12 protein-coding genes (1 of these 12 running past the window's edge) are annotated in these 15,302 nt (G+C 64.9%); 10 read left to right on the top strand and 2 right to left on the bottom strand.

The window, feature by feature from the left end; genetic code table 11:
- Positions 1 to 17 precede the first annotated feature (17 nt).
- Positions 18 to 335, top strand: coding sequence for a DMT family transporter (locus G570_RS01605; protein WP_037498418.1), 318 nt, complete (start codon positions 18 to 20; stop codon positions 333 to 335).
- Here G570_RS01605 and G570_RS01600 read toward each other — a convergent pair.
- Positions 322 to 1,716 (bottom strand): amidase, encoded by a 1,395-nt coding sequence (locus G570_RS01600; RefSeq protein WP_342665217.1) that lies wholly within the window; start codon positions 1,714 to 1,716, stop codon positions 322 to 324. The genes G570_RS01605 and G570_RS01600 overlap by 14 nt on opposite strands.
- Here G570_RS01600 and G570_RS01595 point away from each other — a divergent pair.
- The gene (locus G570_RS01595) at positions 1,655 to 4,561 is read left to right on the top strand and encodes a TonB-dependent receptor plug domain-containing protein (protein ID WP_342665216.1); all 2,907 of its coding nucleotides are present in this window, start codon (positions 1,655 to 1,657) and stop codon (positions 4,559 to 4,561) included. The two genes, G570_RS01600 and G570_RS01595, sit on opposite strands and share 62 nt — an antisense overlap.
- On the opposite strand, the gene ppa is transcribed toward G570_RS01595, so the two are convergent.
- Positions 4,558 to 5,094: an inorganic diphosphatase gene (gene ppa / locus G570_RS01590; RefSeq protein WP_037498415.1), complete on the bottom strand. Its 537-nt coding sequence runs from the start codon at positions 5,092 to 5,094 to the stop codon at positions 4,558 to 4,560. The two genes, G570_RS01595 and ppa, sit on opposite strands and share 4 nt — an antisense overlap.
- Positions 5,095 to 5,159: 65 nt before the next feature.
- On the opposite strand from ppa, the gene hisS reads away from it, so the two are divergent.
- The 8 genes from hisS to G570_RS01550 form a co-directional block, all read left to right on the top strand.
- Positions 5,160 to 6,365 carry a histidine--tRNA ligase gene (hisS, locus tag G570_RS01585; RefSeq protein WP_037498412.1) on the top strand — a complete coding sequence of 402 codons (1,206 nt, stop codon included), beginning with the start codon at positions 5,160 to 5,162 and terminating at the stop codon, positions 6,363 to 6,365.
- A complete protein-coding gene (prfA, locus tag G570_RS01580; RefSeq protein WP_037498409.1) occupies positions 6,365 to 7,450 on the top strand; it encodes a peptide chain release factor 1 in 1,086 nt (361 codons plus the stop codon). The genes hisS and prfA overlap by 1 nt, the downstream gene beginning before the upstream one ends.
- The gene (prmC, locus tag G570_RS01575) at positions 7,447 to 8,271 is read left to right on the top strand and encodes a peptide chain release factor N(5)-glutamine methyltransferase (protein ID WP_037498407.1); all 825 of its coding nucleotides are present in this window, start codon (positions 7,447 to 7,449) and stop codon (positions 8,269 to 8,271) included. The genes prfA and prmC overlap by 4 nt, the downstream gene beginning before the upstream one ends.
- 266 nt (positions 8,272 to 8,537) lie before the next feature.
- Positions 8,538 to 9,128, top strand: coding sequence for a DUF4167 domain-containing protein (locus G570_RS01570; RefSeq protein WP_037498405.1), 591 nt, complete (start codon positions 8,538 to 8,540; stop codon positions 9,126 to 9,128).
- A 248-nt stretch (positions 9,129 to 9,376) separates the two neighbouring features.
- Positions 9,377 to 11,995 carry a TonB-dependent receptor gene (locus tag G570_RS01565; RefSeq protein WP_425423570.1) on the top strand — a complete coding sequence of 873 codons (2,619 nt, stop codon included), beginning with the start codon at positions 9,377 to 9,379 and terminating at the stop codon, positions 11,993 to 11,995.
- A gap of 214 nt (positions 11,996 to 12,209) precedes the next feature.
- A complete protein-coding gene (locus G570_RS01560) occupies positions 12,210 to 13,415 on the top strand; it encodes a FlxA-like family protein (RefSeq protein ID WP_051503928.1) in 1,206 nt (401 codons plus the stop codon).
- Between the two features lie 129 nt (positions 13,416 to 13,544).
- Entirely contained in the window at positions 13,545 to 14,948 is a 1,404-nt protein-coding gene (locus G570_RS01555) for a DUF4139 domain-containing protein (protein WP_037498403.1), read from the top strand.
- A gap of 11 nt (positions 14,949 to 14,959) precedes the next feature.
- Positions 14,960 to 15,302, top strand: the 5' end (the start) of a protein-coding gene (locus tag G570_RS01550) for a DUF4139 domain-containing protein (protein ID WP_037498401.1). Its footprint extends 1,190 nt past the window's final position; 343 of the gene's 1,533 nt are visible here — the first part of the coding sequence; the start codon lies at positions 14,960 to 14,962; its stop codon lies off the right edge, out of view.

The raw sequence follows: 15,302 nt of genomic DNA, 5'->3' as shown, positions 1-15,302 counted from the left end.
GGTTGCGGAGACGAAACATGGCTTGGTTCTGGCTGATTTTGGGCGGGACGTTCGAAGTCGGGTTCACCACGGCGCTGCGCTATGTCGACGGCTTTCGCAACCTGCCGTGGACGATCGCCTTCCTCGCGTCGGTGACCTGCAGCATGGGCCTGCTAGAATATGCGTCCCGGTCGATCCCGATGGGCACGGCCTATGCCGTGTGGGGCGGAATCGGCGCCGTCGGGACGGTGATCGTCGGCATGGCCTTTTACGAAGAGCCGACGACGACCGTCCGGTTACTGCTGATCCTCGCCATCGTCGGCTGCATCGCGGCGCTGAAGCTTACGGCTTCCTGAGCAGCGGTGCGATGGCGTCGGACTGTTCGATCGATGGCAGGAATTTGGGCCCTTCGACGGGGCCGCGCGCCTGCTCATAGGCATAGCCCAGATTGAGGATCATGGCGTCCGACCATTTCGGGCCGATGAAGCTGAGCCCCACCGGCAGGCCCTTCACCAGCCCCATGGGCACCGTGAGGTGCGGATAGCCCGCGACCGCCGCCAGGCTGCCTGCGCCGCCGCCGCTGATCTGGTCGCCGTGTACTGCGTCGATTTTCCATGACGTGGGCATGGTCGGGCCGACCAGCGCGATCACCCCATTGTCCTTCAGCAGCCTGTCGATGCCTTCCGGGCCGGCCTTGGTGAAACTGACCTGCCTGGCCTTGATATAGTCGGGATCGGACAGTCCCTTGGTCGCCTCGGCCTTTTCGAACAGGCTTTGGTCGAACAGCGCCAGTTCGCGTTCCGGGTGCGCCTTGTTGAACGCGATGAGGTCCGCGAGCGTCCGGCTGGATACGGCAGCGGGCGTCGTCGCCAGATAGGCGTTCATGCCGGCCTTAAGCTCGGTCATCAGCACCGCAAATTCGTTGGCGCCGATGTCCTTGTCGTCGAACTCTTTGATCTCGACCAGCGTGGCACCCTGCGCCCGAAGCACATCGAGCGCGGCTGAAAACAAGGGGTCGGTGCCGAACCCCGACGCGAAGCGCATCACGCCGATCCGCTTGCCGCCCAGTGCCTTGGCGTCGAGACCGGCGGCAAATTCGGCGAGGTGGGCATCGGCATCCTTGGTCGCAGGGTCGGCTGGATCCGACCCGGCCATCGCCCGCAGCATCTCGGCCGCCTGCCGGACGGTCCGGGTCATCGGACCCGCCGTGTCCTGACTGGCGCTGATCGGTACGATATGCGTCCGGCTGACGAGGCCCACGGTGGGCTTCATCCCGACAATGCCGTTGATCGATGCCGGGCAGGTGATCGAACCGTCGGTTTCGGTACCGACGGCATAGTCAACGATCCCGGCGGCGACCGCTGCGCCCGATCCCGAACTGCTGCCGCATGGATTGCGGTCAAGCGCGTAGGGATTGCGGGTCTGGCCGCCCACCGCGCTCCAGCCGCTGATGCTGTTGTTCGACCGGATATTGGCCCATTCGCTGAGGTTGGTCTTGCCCAGGATGACCGCGCCGGCCCCGCGCAACCTTGCCACCAGCGGCGCGTCGCGGCCGGTGACATTGGCCTTAAGGGCAAGGCTGCCGGCGGTCGTCGGCAGCGGTCCGGCCGTTTCGATATTGTCTTTGATCAGCACCGGCTTGCCCTGCAGCAAGCCCGGGGCGCGGCGTCGAGCCGTGTCGACCTTGCGGGCTTGCTCGGCGGCGGTCGGATCGACCGCGATCACCGCGTTGACCATGGGATCGATCGTCCTGACCCGTTCGATGGCTGCGCTGGTGGCAGTCTTGGCGGGTCCGCTTGCGCCCATCGCCGACGCTGACGTGAAACCGATCGCCATCGCCAAACTTGCCCGGATACCGCCGCCCGTCATTCCCAGCCTCCCGTTCGTCGAACCGTTGGGAGAAGTCATGGCAGCTTCAGCATTTGACCGCCAGTCCGACGGACCCGCAAGATTTCCGGAGCGTATTGCCTTGATGACCCGCCGCTTCCTCCTGCCCGCCCTGTTGGCGACAACCGCCTTGCCCGCCTTTGCCCAGCCGATGGACACGGGATCGGATTCGGAGGCCGACGAGGGCCAGGAAATCGTGGTCACCGGACAGAAACCGCGCGGGTCGGTCGTCGGCGACATTCCGCCGGAAAATGTCCTCAACACGCGCGACATCCGCGCTACCGGCGCCACCAGCATTTCCGAACTGCTCAGCGCGGTCGCACCGCAAACCGGGAGCGCACGCGGCCGGGGCGGCGGCATGCCCGTCCTCCTTCTCAACGGCCAGCGCATTTCCGGCTTCCGAGAGCTGCGCGACCTTCCCCCCGAAGCGATCGAGCGGATGGAAATCCTGCCCGAAGAGGTCGCGCTGAAATATGGCTACAGCGCCGACCAGCGGGTCGTGAACATCGTCCTTCGGCGTCGCTTCAACTCCAGCAGCGTCGAGTTGCGCGGCAAGGCGGCAACCGACGGCGGCTATGTCCAGGGACAGGCCGACGCGACCCGCCTGATCATCGACGACGGAAAGCGCACGACGCTGAACCTCCAAGTGTCGGGCAACGACGGGCTGACCGAGGCCGATCGGTCCATTGTCCTCCAGCCTGTCGCAAGCCAGCCCGACCCGATCGACCCACGGCCTTATCGCAGCCTCACTGGCGCCAATAAGAACGTGCGGCTCAGCGGCACGGCCAACCGCCAAATTCTCGGCGACGTGTCCGCGACGTTCAACGCCGAGCTCCAGCGAACGACGGGCCAGTCGCGATTCGGCGTCGCGACCGGCGTGCTCGACGACAATGGCACGGACATTCTGCGCGCATTTCCCGGGACGCCGCTGGACCGCACCAGCGTGACCGAGGCGGCGAGAATGGGCTTCGCGCTCAACGGCACCAAGGGCAAGTGGCGCTGGTCGTCGACCGGCAACGCCGAACTGTCGCGCAGCCTGAGCGAATCGGAGCGCGGCTTCGACCTGACGGGCGTGCAGGCGAGACTGGACGCAAACGACCCGACGCTCGATCCGCTTGGCGATCTCGGACCGCTCCAGCGATTGTCGGACAATCGCAGCGTGACCATCAACCGCAGCCTCGGCGCGAACCTGACCGCCACCGGGCCGCTCATCGACCTGCCGGCAGGCAAGGCCAATGTCACCCTTAAAATCGGGGCGAGCAGCACCGACCTGGAAGGTCGCAGTCGCCGCAACGATCTTTTGAGTGAAACGAACCTTGGGCGCGACATCGTCGAAGGGTCGGCAAGCGTCGACCTGCCTATCACCCGCGGATCTTCGTCAATCGGACGACTGACGGCAAACGCGAACGCGGGCATCAAGCATCTCAGCGATTTCGGCGGCGTGACCAGCCTTGGTGCGGGCCTCAACTGGTCGCCGACCGCCCGGCTGAGTTTCGTCACCAGCTGGACGCGAGAAAAAGGTCCGCCGACGCTTTCGCAGCTTGGCGCGCCCTTGGTCGACACCCCGGGCGTCCCCTATTTTGACTTCCGCACCAACCAGACCGTTCTTGTCACCACCGTGACCGGCGGGAACCCCGACCTCAAGGCCGATACCCGCAACGTGCTGAAGATCGGCGGAAACTGGCAGTTCGACGACAAGCCCGACCTCAGACTCCGCGCCGAATATGTCCGACAGGTGATCGACAATCCGCAGGCGAGCTTTCCGGTCGCCAGCGCGGCACTGGAAGATGCCTTCCCCGACCGGTTCGAGCGGCAAGGCGGCGTGCTGACGCGGGTGTTCCTTCAGCCGGTCAATTTCAAGCAGTCGCGGCGCGAGCAGCTGCGCATCGGGTTCGACTTTTCGAAGGAACTCGAAAGCAAGCCGCCGTCGGCGCAAGCCATCGCGGCCTTCCGCGAGCAATTCCGCGCGCGGGCCCAGCGCGACGGGATCGCATTGCCCGGTCCGCAAGCCGCACAGACGCCCGCCGCCGGATCACCGCAGTCCACGACCCAGAGCCCTCCAACCGCAGGTGGGGCGCCGACTCCCCCGCAAGGCGAAGCGCCGCCTGCGAACGCTCGCGGACCCGGGGGTCCCGGTGGACCCGGCGGATTCGGCAGGTTCGGCAATCGCAATGGCGGCCGCCTGACCTTTTCGCTGACCGACACCGTCACGCTGGTCGACGAAGCTACGATTCGTTCGGGGCTTCCCAAGCTCGACTATCTGGACGGAGAGGCATCGGGTGCGCTCGGCGGTCGATCGCGTCATGAGGTCGAAGCGCAGGCGGGCTACTTCAACAATGGCATGGGCGCGCGAGTGTCGGCGAACTGGCGGAGCGGGACGACCGTTCGCGGCGCCAATGGCGATCTCGACTTTTCGCCCTATGCGACCTTCGACCTAAGGCTGTTCGCCAACCTCGGCGAACGGTTCGATCTCGTTTCCAAGCACCCGTGGCTGCGCGGTACGTCGGTTCGGTTCGAGGTGACGAACATCTTCAACGCGCGGCCCAAGGTGCGCGACAGCGCCGGAAACACGCCGTTCAGCTACCAGCCCGACCTGATCGAACCGATCGGCCGGACGGTAGGCATCAGCATTCGCAAATTGTTCGTGCCGCTGCGCTTCTTCACGCAGCAGCGGGGCCAGCGGCCGGGCGGTTAAGCCTTGGCCGCTTTCGCCTTTTCGATCGAATCGAGCACGCACTGACGCGCGGCGGCGGCATCGCCCCACTTGCCGACGCGGACCCACTTTTCGGCTTCGAGGTCCTTATAGTGGGTGAAGAAATGCTCGATCTGCTCGACCACGATCGGCGGCAGGTCGGTATAGTCCTCGACGTCCTTGTAATAGGGCGAGACCTTGGTCACCGGCACGGCTAGGATCTTCTCGTCCCCGCCAGCCTCGTCTTCAAGGTACAGCACACCGACCGGGCGCGCGGCAATGACCGTGCCGGGCATCAGCGTCCAGCGCGTCATCACCAGGCAGTCGAGCGGATCGCCGTCGTCGCACAGCGTCTGCGGGATGAAGCCGTAGTTGGCCGGGTAGCGCATCGGCGTGTGGAGGATGCGGTCGACGAAAATCGCCCCGCTCGCCTTGTCGAATTCATACTTCACCGGCTCGCCGCCGATAGGAACTTCGATGAGCACATTGACGCTATTGGGGACGTCGGCCCCCACGGGAATCAGGTCGATATTCATGATGACCGGCCCTTTAGGCCGCTAGTGCTTCCCTGAAAACGCAAAAATGCTATGCGCTGCTCGCAATGAGTTCGACGCCACAGCCCATCCGGGGCATGCAAAGCCTGATCGGAGAAGAAGTCGACCGCTTCCACGCGGTGGTCGCGGCCTTCGACCGCGTCCGCCGTCTTTACGGTTTCAAACGGGTCGAAGTGCCGATCCTGGAATCGACCGCCGTCTTCGCCCGGACGATGGGCGAAACGACCGATGTCGTGTCGAAGGAAATGTATTCGTTCCAGGATCGCAGTGGCGATCCCGTGACGATGCGTCCCGAATTCACCGCCGGCATCGCCCGCGCTTATTTGAGCGAAGGCTGGCAGCGGTTCGCACCGCTCAAAGTCGCGACCCATGGCCCGGCGTTCCGTTACGAACGGCCGCAGAAGGGACGCTTTCGCCAGTTCCACCAGCTCGACGCGGAGGTGCTGGGCAGCGCCGATCCGCAGTCGGACGTCGAACTGCTCGCCTTCGCCGACCAGCTGCTGCGCGAACTGGGCATCGGCGGCGTGAGCCTGCAGCTCAATACGTTGGGCGACGGCGCAAGCCGCGATGCGTGGCGGACCCTGCTGATCGACTATTTCGCCGCCCACCGCAGCGAATTGAGCGAAGACAGCCAAGATCGGCTCGAGCGCAACCCGCTGCGCATTCTCGACAGCAAGGACCCGCGCGACCGGCCGTTCGCCGAAGCGGCCCCGGTGATGACGCTGACCGCCGAAGCGGAAGATTTCTTCGCCCAGGTCCGCGCCGGGCTCGACGCGGCGGGTGTTGCCTACCAGCTTGCCCCGCACCTCGTCCGCGGGCTCGATTATTACCGCCACACGGCGTTCGAATTCGTCACCGACCGGCTGGGCGCGCAGGGCACCGTGCTCGCTGGCGGCCGCTACGACGGGCTGATCGAACAGCTTGGCGGGGCGCATACGCCGGCGGTCGGCTGGGCGGCGGGAATCGAGCGGCTGTCGATGTTGATCGATGCGCCCGCGCCCGACTCGCTCGACGTGGCGATCGTCATCGAAGATGACGGGCGCATGGCCGACGGCTGGTCAGCTGCGTCCGCCTTGCGCGACGCGGGCCTTTCGGTCGAGCTGGTCGCCTCGGGCAGTCCGCGCAAGCGCTTCGACCGGGCAGTCAAGAAAGGCGCGGCGGAAATCGTCGTGCTCGGCACGCAGGATGGCCGGCCGACCCGGCGCATCAAGGCGGGCGGCGAATCGCGCGCCCAGGCGGTGCTGGGGGACTGATGAAGACCATCAGCCTCGACCGCATCGTTTCGATCGAAACGAAAAAGAGCGACCTTGCGCAAGCGATGGCGCGGCCGGACCTGGCGCCGGACGATTTCGTGCGCCTGTCCAAGGAATATGCCCAGATCGAACCCGTCGCCGCCGCCGCGCGCGAGGTGCGCCGGTTGCGTGCCGAGCTGGAGGTGCTGACCGGCCTCGCCAATGATTCGTCGGCGGAGGCGGAGCTTAAGGAAATGGCGGTCGTCGAGGCCGACGAAATTCGCGAAAAGCTGCCCGAGGCCGAACGGGCGCTGGCGATCCAGCTGTTGCCCAAGGACGCCGCCGACGAGCGCGCCGCGATGCTCGAAGTGCGCGCGGGGACAGGGGGTGATGAAGCCGCATTGTTCGCCGGCGACCTGCTGCGCATGTACCAGCGTTACGCCGAAGAGCAGGGCTGGAAGTTCGAATTGATCAGCGCCTCGTCGTCGGACGTCGGCGGCTACAAGGAAGCGGTCGCGTCGATCGCCGGCAATGGCGTGTTCGCGCGGTTGAAGTTCGAAAGTGGCGTTCACCGCGTGCAGCGCGTCCCCGCCACGGAAAGCGGCGGACGCATCCACACCTCCGCCGCGACCGTGGCAGTGCTGCCCGAAGCGGAGGAAGTGGACGTCCAGATCGACGACAAGGACCTGCGCATCGACGTCTATCGCTCGTCGGGTCCCGGCGGGCAGTCGGTCAACACCACCGACAGCGCGGTACGCATCACCCACCTGCCAACTGGCCTCGTTGTCATCCAGCAGGACGAAAAGTCGCAGCACAAGAATAAGGCCAAGGCGCTGAAGGTGCTGCGCACCCGCCTGTTCGAACTGGAGCGCGAGCGCCTCGCCTCTGAACGGGCCGGTGCCCGCAAATCGATGGTCGGCTCTGGCGACCGGTCGGAGCGGATTCGCACCTATAATTTTCCGCAGGGACGGGTCACCGACCACCGCATCAACCTCACGCTGCACAAGCTCGACGCTATTCTTGAAGGGCCGGGCCTGAACGAGTTGGTCGAGGCGCTGATCGCCGAGGATGAGGCCGAACGTCTAGCGGGCCTGGACGACGCGTGACCTCCATTCCGCGGGCGCTCAATCGGGCGACCGAAATCTTGTCCGATCATAGCGACACGCCGCGGCTGGACGCTGAATTGTTGATGTCGGCAGCGCTGGGAATCGGCCGCGACCGCCTGCTTCTCGATACACCGCGTGGCGAGGCGCCCGCGCAGTTCGACGGCTTCGTAGAGCGCCGCGCTGCGGGAGAACCGGTCGCATATATCACCGGCCAGCGGGCGTTCTGGACGGTCGATCTCGAAGTTGGGCCGGGCGCGCTGATTCCGCGTCCGGACAGTGAGACGCTCATCGCCGCGGCAGTCGAACATTTTGCAGGCTCGTTCGGGCCGGCAAGGATACTTGACCTTGGCACCGGGCCCGGCACCCTGTTGCTCGCGGCGCTCGACGAATGGCCGACCGCAACCGGCCTCGGTATCGACGCGTCGGCCGATGCCCTGTCCTATGCCCGGCGCAATGCCGGGCGGCTGGGCATGGCCGAACGGGCCGACCTGCGTATCGGCGACTGGGCCAGCGGCGTCGACGAGCGCTTCGACTTGATCCTCTGCAATCCGCCCTACGTCGCGGCGGCAGCGGAGACCGGCCCGGGCGTTGCCGACTTTGAGCCCCACGAGGCGCTGTTCGCGGGTGCCGACGGCCTCGACGACTATCGTCGCCTCGCGCCGGAGGTCGGCCGCCTGCTCGCGCCGGGCGGATTGGCGGCGATCGAGATCGGATTTGATCAGGGCGACAGCGCCGCTGTGTTGTTCCGGCAACAAGGGCTGGCGCCGACGCTGGCGTTGGACCTTGCCGGACGCCCCCGTGCCCTCTTAATTCGGGGCTGATACGAAAAGTCTTGGAATTTCGTCGCTTGCCCTCTACATCAGGGGGCAGGGACGGGGCCGCTTTCATCACATCGCGCCCCCGCCACCGACCCCCGACGACATCGCCGTTTACGCCCGACCAGGGCATGACGGCAGAGGGTGGGTCGACCAGCGCCGATAAGGCGGCGCGGGCCGGTCCGCCGCGACGGGACCACATCTTCCGGTTGGGAAGGGACGAAGTTGGGTGCGTAGCCAAGGCGCGCACCGGTGCGACAGGGATTTTTCATTTGAACAACAATCGTCAAGGCGGCCGTCGTCGTGGTCGCGGTGGGCAGCGCCCTCAGGGCATGCCGGGTAACAGCGGTGGTAACGCGCGTGACAACCGGCAGCGGGGCAACGCTGCCCAGCTGCTCGAGAAATACAAAAACCTCGCCCGCGACGCGCAGCTCGCCGGCGACCGCGTCCAGACCGAATATTATCTGCAGTTCGCGGATCATTATTTCCGCGTGCTGGAAGAGCATCGTTCGCGCTTCGAGGAGCAGAACGCCAGCCGCCGCCGCCGTGACGACGATGACGACGACATGGACGGCGACGAAGAGCTGACCGCCGAATCGGATTCGGACGGCGACGACGACGGCGAGGTCGAGGTGCGCCAGCGTCCGCGCGGGCGCGACCGTGGCGACCGGCCGCAGCGCCAGCGCAACAATGGCGCGCATCATGCCGAACCGGAAGGCGCAGACGAGCGGATCGAAATGGCGGCCTTGCCGCCGGCGATCGGTGCCGGCGACGATGGCGACGGTGAAGAAGAAGAAGAAGCGCCGAAGCCGCGCCGCCGCGTGCGCCGCGCCAAGCCGGAAGCGGACGAAGCAGCCGCGTAACGGTCGCTATATGCATTAAGAAGGAGGGCGTGGGACCAAGGTTCCTGCGCCCTTTTTCGTTGCCGATGATCGTCATCGAAACGAAATATCCGCGTCACCAAAGCTTCGCCGGGCCGTCCTAGTCGCGTCCTCAACAGCGGCCCATTGTCCGCATGTGGGGATCAAACATGTTCATGACTTTTGCTCGGACCGATTCGTCGGCCACATCGACTGCAACCTTCAACGCTCGCAGCGCGGCCCTGCTCGGCATGCTGCTTTGCTCGACCGCGACGCCCGCGCTGGCCCAGTCCGCCGAAACGGCTGCCGACGCCGCCGTGACGGCCGACGTCGCCCAGCCTGCGACCGATGCGCCGGCACCGGAAGCCGAATCGGGCATCCAGGACATCGTGGTCACCGCCACCAAGCGCGAAACCAACCTGCAGAAAACGCCGATCGCGATCGCGGTCGCCAGCGCTGAAAAGCTGGCCGACAGTCACGCGCAAAGCCTGGTCGACCTCGCCGACGGCACCATTCCCAGCTTGCGCGTCGCGACCTTTGAAGCGCGTCACTCGGCGCTGACCGTCGGCATTCGCGGCATCGTGCCGTTCGACGCTAATCAGACCGCGCGTGATCAGGGCGTCGGCGTCTACATCGACGGCATCTACATGGCGCGTCAGCAGGGCCTCAATGCTGCCCTGCTCGACATCGAGCGCATCGAAGTGCTCAAGGGCCCGCAGGGCACGCTGTTCGGCCGTAACACCGAAGGCGGTGCTCTGAACATCGTCACCAAGGTTCCGGGCCACGAACTCGACATCCGCGGCAAGGTCGGCGTCGGCAATTACGGCCAGTATAATGCCGAAGGGCACGTCACCATTCCGGTCGCCGATACGCTGTCGCTGAAGTTCGACGGCATCGTCCAGCATCAGGACGAAACGGTGAAGAACCCGCTCGAAGGCCAGGTCGGCTGGAACTACCACCACACCGTCGGTGGCCGCGTTGCGGCGCGCTGGACCCCGACCGTCGGCCTTACCGTCGACCTGTCCTATGACCGGGTCCATGACGAAAACACGCCGAATTACAGCCAGCTGATTAACTACAACCCGAACAACTATCCTGTCGGTACCTATGTCGGCACGACTTTGGTCTGCCCGACCGGCGCTACCTTCTGCGTCCGTCCGCTCGCGCCGATCGTCGACGTCACCGGCGGCAAGCGCCAGAAGGTCGCTGAAATCGGCGTTCCGCAGCAGCCCAGCATCGACCGTACGCAGGGCGTGACGGGGATGATAAAGTACAAGCTCAGCCCGGAGCTCGAAATTCGCTCGATCACCGGCTGGCGCAAGGTGTCGACGCACCAGTGGGACAATTCGGGCGGCGCACATCGCTCCACCTTCGTTCCCAACGCGAACTTCAGCCGTTACAGCCTCTCCGAGCTGTTCCAGCACCAGTGGAGCCAGGAACTCCAGCTCGTTGGCAGCATCGCCAATGTCGATTACGTCCTTGGTGGCTACTATTTCACCGAAAAGGTTCGCGAAGCGGCAGCGACGCCCAGCACCAACAAGTGGAATGCCGACGGCACGGGCTACACGATCAACAGCCCAGACGTCCTTCCGCCGATCAGCTCGAGCAACCAGGGATGGCAGCGTGAAGACTGGTTCGTCGCCCGCGACAGCAACGCCAAGGCCACCAGCTGGGCCGGTTTCGGCCAGGCGACGTGGTCGCCGATCGACATGCTGCATGTCACGGTCGGTGCTCGCTACACCCACGACAAGCGTGACGGCGCGCTGACCATCTTCAACAACAAGGCGGTCAATTTCCCCTTCACCTACAGCAAGGGCCGCGTCGATCCGCTGCTGGTCGTGGCACTCGATCCGTCGCGCAGCGTGCATCTCTATGCCAAATATTCGACCGGCTTCCGTGCCGGCGGCGCCAACTCGCGGTCGCAGACCTTCAGTGCGTTCGGTCCGGAAACGGTGAAGGCCTATGAAATCGGCGCCAAGACCGACTTCCTCGACCACAAGGTCCGCCTGAACCTGGCCGCGTACCTGATGAACCGTCGTGGCACTCAGACAGACTTCGATTTCGTCGACACCAACCGTTTCCTTGCGGACGGCGTGACGCCGAACCCGAACTATAACCGTCACTACGAAGAAACCGCCAACGCGCCGGGCACGTCGAAGATCAAGGGCATCGAAGCCGACTTGACCATTCGTCCGGTCTGGAACCTCGAACTCGGCGGATCCTATGCCTACACCGACATCAAGGTGCCGGCGACGCCCAACCCGTTCCTTCCGGGCAATCCGCTGTTCCAGGTGTTCACGGTTTTCACGCCGAAGCATGCGGCTTCGGGCTACATCGACTATGAAGTGCCTGGCGAACTCGCCGGTGGTCGCCTGCGCTTCCACCTCGATGCCAACTATGCCGGTCGCCAGTACAGCTTCCAGTCGGAATCGGTGAAGACGGACTCCAGTTTCATCGTGAACGGCCGGGTCGCTTTGGCTGACATTCCGCTGGGTGGCGGCAATACCCAGATGACGGTCGCGGTCTGGTCGCGCAACCTGCTCAACGAGACCCACATCTATCGTCGCTCGGCGGCCAATTCGTTCCCGACGATCGACTCGATCACGGGTGCAGCCAGCTACGGCGGCGTGCTCGGCGACTACGGCAACTTCAACCCGCCGCGGACATTCGGCGTCGAGGCATCGTTCAAGATCGGTCCTTCGCGTGCGATGCCGGTGGCGTTGGCCGCTCCGCCGCCCCCGCCGCCTCCGCCGGCCCCGGCGACCCAGACCTGCGCCGACGGGTCGGTGATCCTGGCGACCGACGCCTGCCCGCCCCCGCCGCCTCCGCTGCCGCCGCCGGCGCCGGAACCGCAGCCGGAACGCGGATAAGACATCGTCTGGCCGCTGAAGCGGCGGCCAAGACACCCAGCTTCCCCTTGCCGGTCCGGACATCTCCGGGCCGGCATTGGGCGCATTGTCATGAAGCCGTAACACTACCGTCGCATTTGGCCGCCCCATCAAGCCGGCGGGGCGCTGCATTTCCCGTCTGATTTCAATTCCGTTTCCAGCGATGGCGGCGGGATCAAGCGCGGGAGCGATAGACATGGTGAAACTTTCGGCGCGAGCGTTGCTGCTCGCCAGCCTCGGCATTCCGGCGATGGCGCAGGCGCAGGACGCCAGCCCGGCCGCTGCGACGAACGATAACCAGCAAGCGCAGATCCAGGCGCTGCAGGATCAGATCAAGACAATGCAGGCGCAGCTCGATGCCATCAAGGCCGGCATGGTCAAGCAGACCCCTCAGCTGGAAAAATCGTCATGGGCCGCAGGTACGAAGGTCAGCGGGAAGGCGTTCATGAACCTGTCCTACATTGATCATGAATCGGACGGCGTGAATCAGGCCGACAATGGCGTGCAGACCGACGTGAAGCGCTTTTACGTCACGGTCGAACATAGTTTCGACAAGACCTTTTCGGCCAACATCACCACTGACTTCCGCTACAACAGCAAGGGCCTGTCGAACGACACCACCGTGTTCGTGAAGAAGGCCTACCTGCAGGCCAAGCTGAGCGACGCCGCCATTTTCCGCGTCGGCGCCGCGGACCTGCCCTGGGTCCCCTTCGCCGAGGACGTCTACGGCTATCGCTATGTCGAAAATGTGCTCGTCGACCGCACCCGTTACGGCACCAGCACCGACTGGGGCGTCCACTTCTCGGGCAGCGCGCTTGGCGGCAAGCTGTCGTACGCGGCGTCGGCGATCAACGGCGGCGGGTTCAAGACGCTGGCGCGCAATTCCGATTCGATCGACCTGGAAGGCAGGATCGCGTTCAAGCCGATTAATGTCCTGACCTTTGCGGTCGGTGCCTATTCGGGCAAGCTGGGCCGGAGCAATGCGCAGACGGCGACCCAGCACCGGGCAACGCGCTTCAACGCACTGGCCGCCTACACCGGTGAGCGTTTCCGCGCCGGTGTCGAATATTTCAAGGCCAACAACTGGAACAATGTGACCACCGCGCAGAAGGACGAAACGACCGGCTGGTCCGCGTTCGGATCCTTCGCCGTCAACGACAAGGTGTCGATTTTCGGGCGCTACGACTGGGTCAACCCGAACAAGAAGACCAATGCCGCGCTGGACGAAAATTACTTCAACGTCGGCGCAAGCTATGCGGTGACCAAGGGTGTCGACCTGGCACTGGTCTACAAGCGCGACAAGGCGACCGACGGCACCATCGCCACCTCGAACGGCGTGATCGGCGGCGTCGACGACGGGACGTATAACGAGCTTGGACTCTGGACCCAGCTGAAGTTCTAACCGGACGTTCTCTGCCGGAAACGACGTCCTCTCGCCTCGGCGAGGGGCCGTTTTCGTTGGCGCCTCGGTGCAGTTGACTTTACGTAATAATGTTACATGCTGCAGCCAGCCTGTGGGAGGATTTTTCCGATGCGTATGCTGGCCGTGGCACTGTTGCTCACTTCAAGCGGCCTAGCCGCCCAATCCAACATCCAGCCGATCCTCCCCGACAACGGTCGGACGGCGCAGGGCGACGTTGCCGTCACCATCTACAACAACGACCTGGCACTGATTCAGGACCGCCGCGAGCTGACCCTGCCCGCGGGCCGATCGAAGCAGGAATTCCCGGACGTTTCGGCGCGCATCCGACCGGAGACGGTGACGCTCAGCGGCGACATCGGCATTGTCGAGCAGAATTTCGATTTCGACCTGCTGACCCCTGCGGCACTAATGCAGAAAGCGGTGGGAGAGCAGGTGACGATCGTCCGCGTCAACCCCGCGACCGGCGCGGAAGTGCGCGAACGGGCAAAGATCCTCGCGGCCAATGGCGGTGTCGTGATGCAGATCGGCGAACGGATCGAGGTGCTGCGCGACGACGGACTTCCGACCCGCGTCATTTTCGACCGGGTGCCGGAGCAGCTTCGCGCGCGGCCAACCTTATCGATTACGCTCGACCCGGCACGGGGCGGACGACAGCCGGTCACGCTCAATTATCTGACGGGCGGCCTCAGCTGGTCGGCGGACTATGTCGCGCTGTTCGACGAGGCCAAGGGCACGATGGACGTCCAGGGCTGGATCACGCTGAACAACCAGAGCGGGACGCCGTATAGCAATGCCAAGACGTTGCTGGTCGCCGGCGACGTCAATGCCAACACCAACCGCTATCGCTACCAGCCGCCGCCGCCGCCGGGCGGTATGGTCCGGGCCGGTACAGAAACCGCCAATCGCGAGCGGCTGGGCGGTTTTTATCTTTACCCCCTGCCCGAACGGACGACGATCGCGGACAAGCAAACCAAGCAGGTCAGCTTCCTCGACGTCCACGGGGCACCCGCGCGGCGCGGCTATGAATATCGGGTGGGCTGGATGGCGTCGTCCGACGAACCGCAGAGCGCGTCGACCGCGATTCGCTTCTTAAGCGCGCGCGACGGCGGGCTCGGCGATGCGCTGCCCGCAGGCACGGTGCGCGTTTATCAACGCGACGCGCGCGGCAACCCCCAGTTCGTCGGCGAACATCAGATCGGCCATACCCCGATGGGCAGCAGCCTCAGCCTCAAGACCGGCGAGGCATTCGATGTCAAAGTCCGGCCGATCGTCGTCCAGCGCACCCGGGTGAATTCGGACCGTTGGAAGACCAGCATGAAATATGTGCTGAGCAACGCCGGGCCCAAGCCGGTGACCGTCGACCTTATTCAGGATGGCCTGTGGGGCGACACGCGGATCACCGACGAAAGCCGCAAAAGCGAGCGGCTGACGGCCGACCAGGCGCTGTGGAAAGTCGAAGTGCCCGCCAACGGCGAAGCCGAAGTCACCGCCACCTTCGACACGCGTTACTGAGGGTTGGGGCGATGCGCTTTCGCGCGGCCATGATCTTGCTGGGCGGCCTTGCGTCGGCCGGAACGGCGCAGACCGTCGTCCATTCGCCGCAGGCCGACAAAGTTGCGGTCACGGTCTATCGAGATCCCAATGGATCCGGCGCCATGGATCTCGGCTGGCTGGAAGGTTTTGCGATGGTCAGCGAAACGCGGCGCGTCAGCATTCCGGCTGGGGAAAGCGACATCCGCTTCGAAGGCGTCGCGTCGGGCCTCATCCCGCAAAGCGCGACCATCGAGGGTCTCGGCGATTCGGTGATCGAGAAAAACCGTGATGCGCGGTTGCTGTCCCCGGGCAACCTGCTCGGCGGGCTGCTCG

The sequence above is a fragment of the Sphingomonas jaspsi DSM 18422 genome, from assembly GCF_000585415.1.
In the GTDB taxonomy this organism is placed as follows: Bacteria; Pseudomonadota; Alphaproteobacteria; order Sphingomonadales; family Sphingomonadaceae; genus Sphingomicrobium; species Sphingomicrobium jaspsi.
The sequence above is the reverse complement of the archived record's forward strand: the minus strand, read 5'-3'. Positions and strand labels throughout refer to the sequence as shown.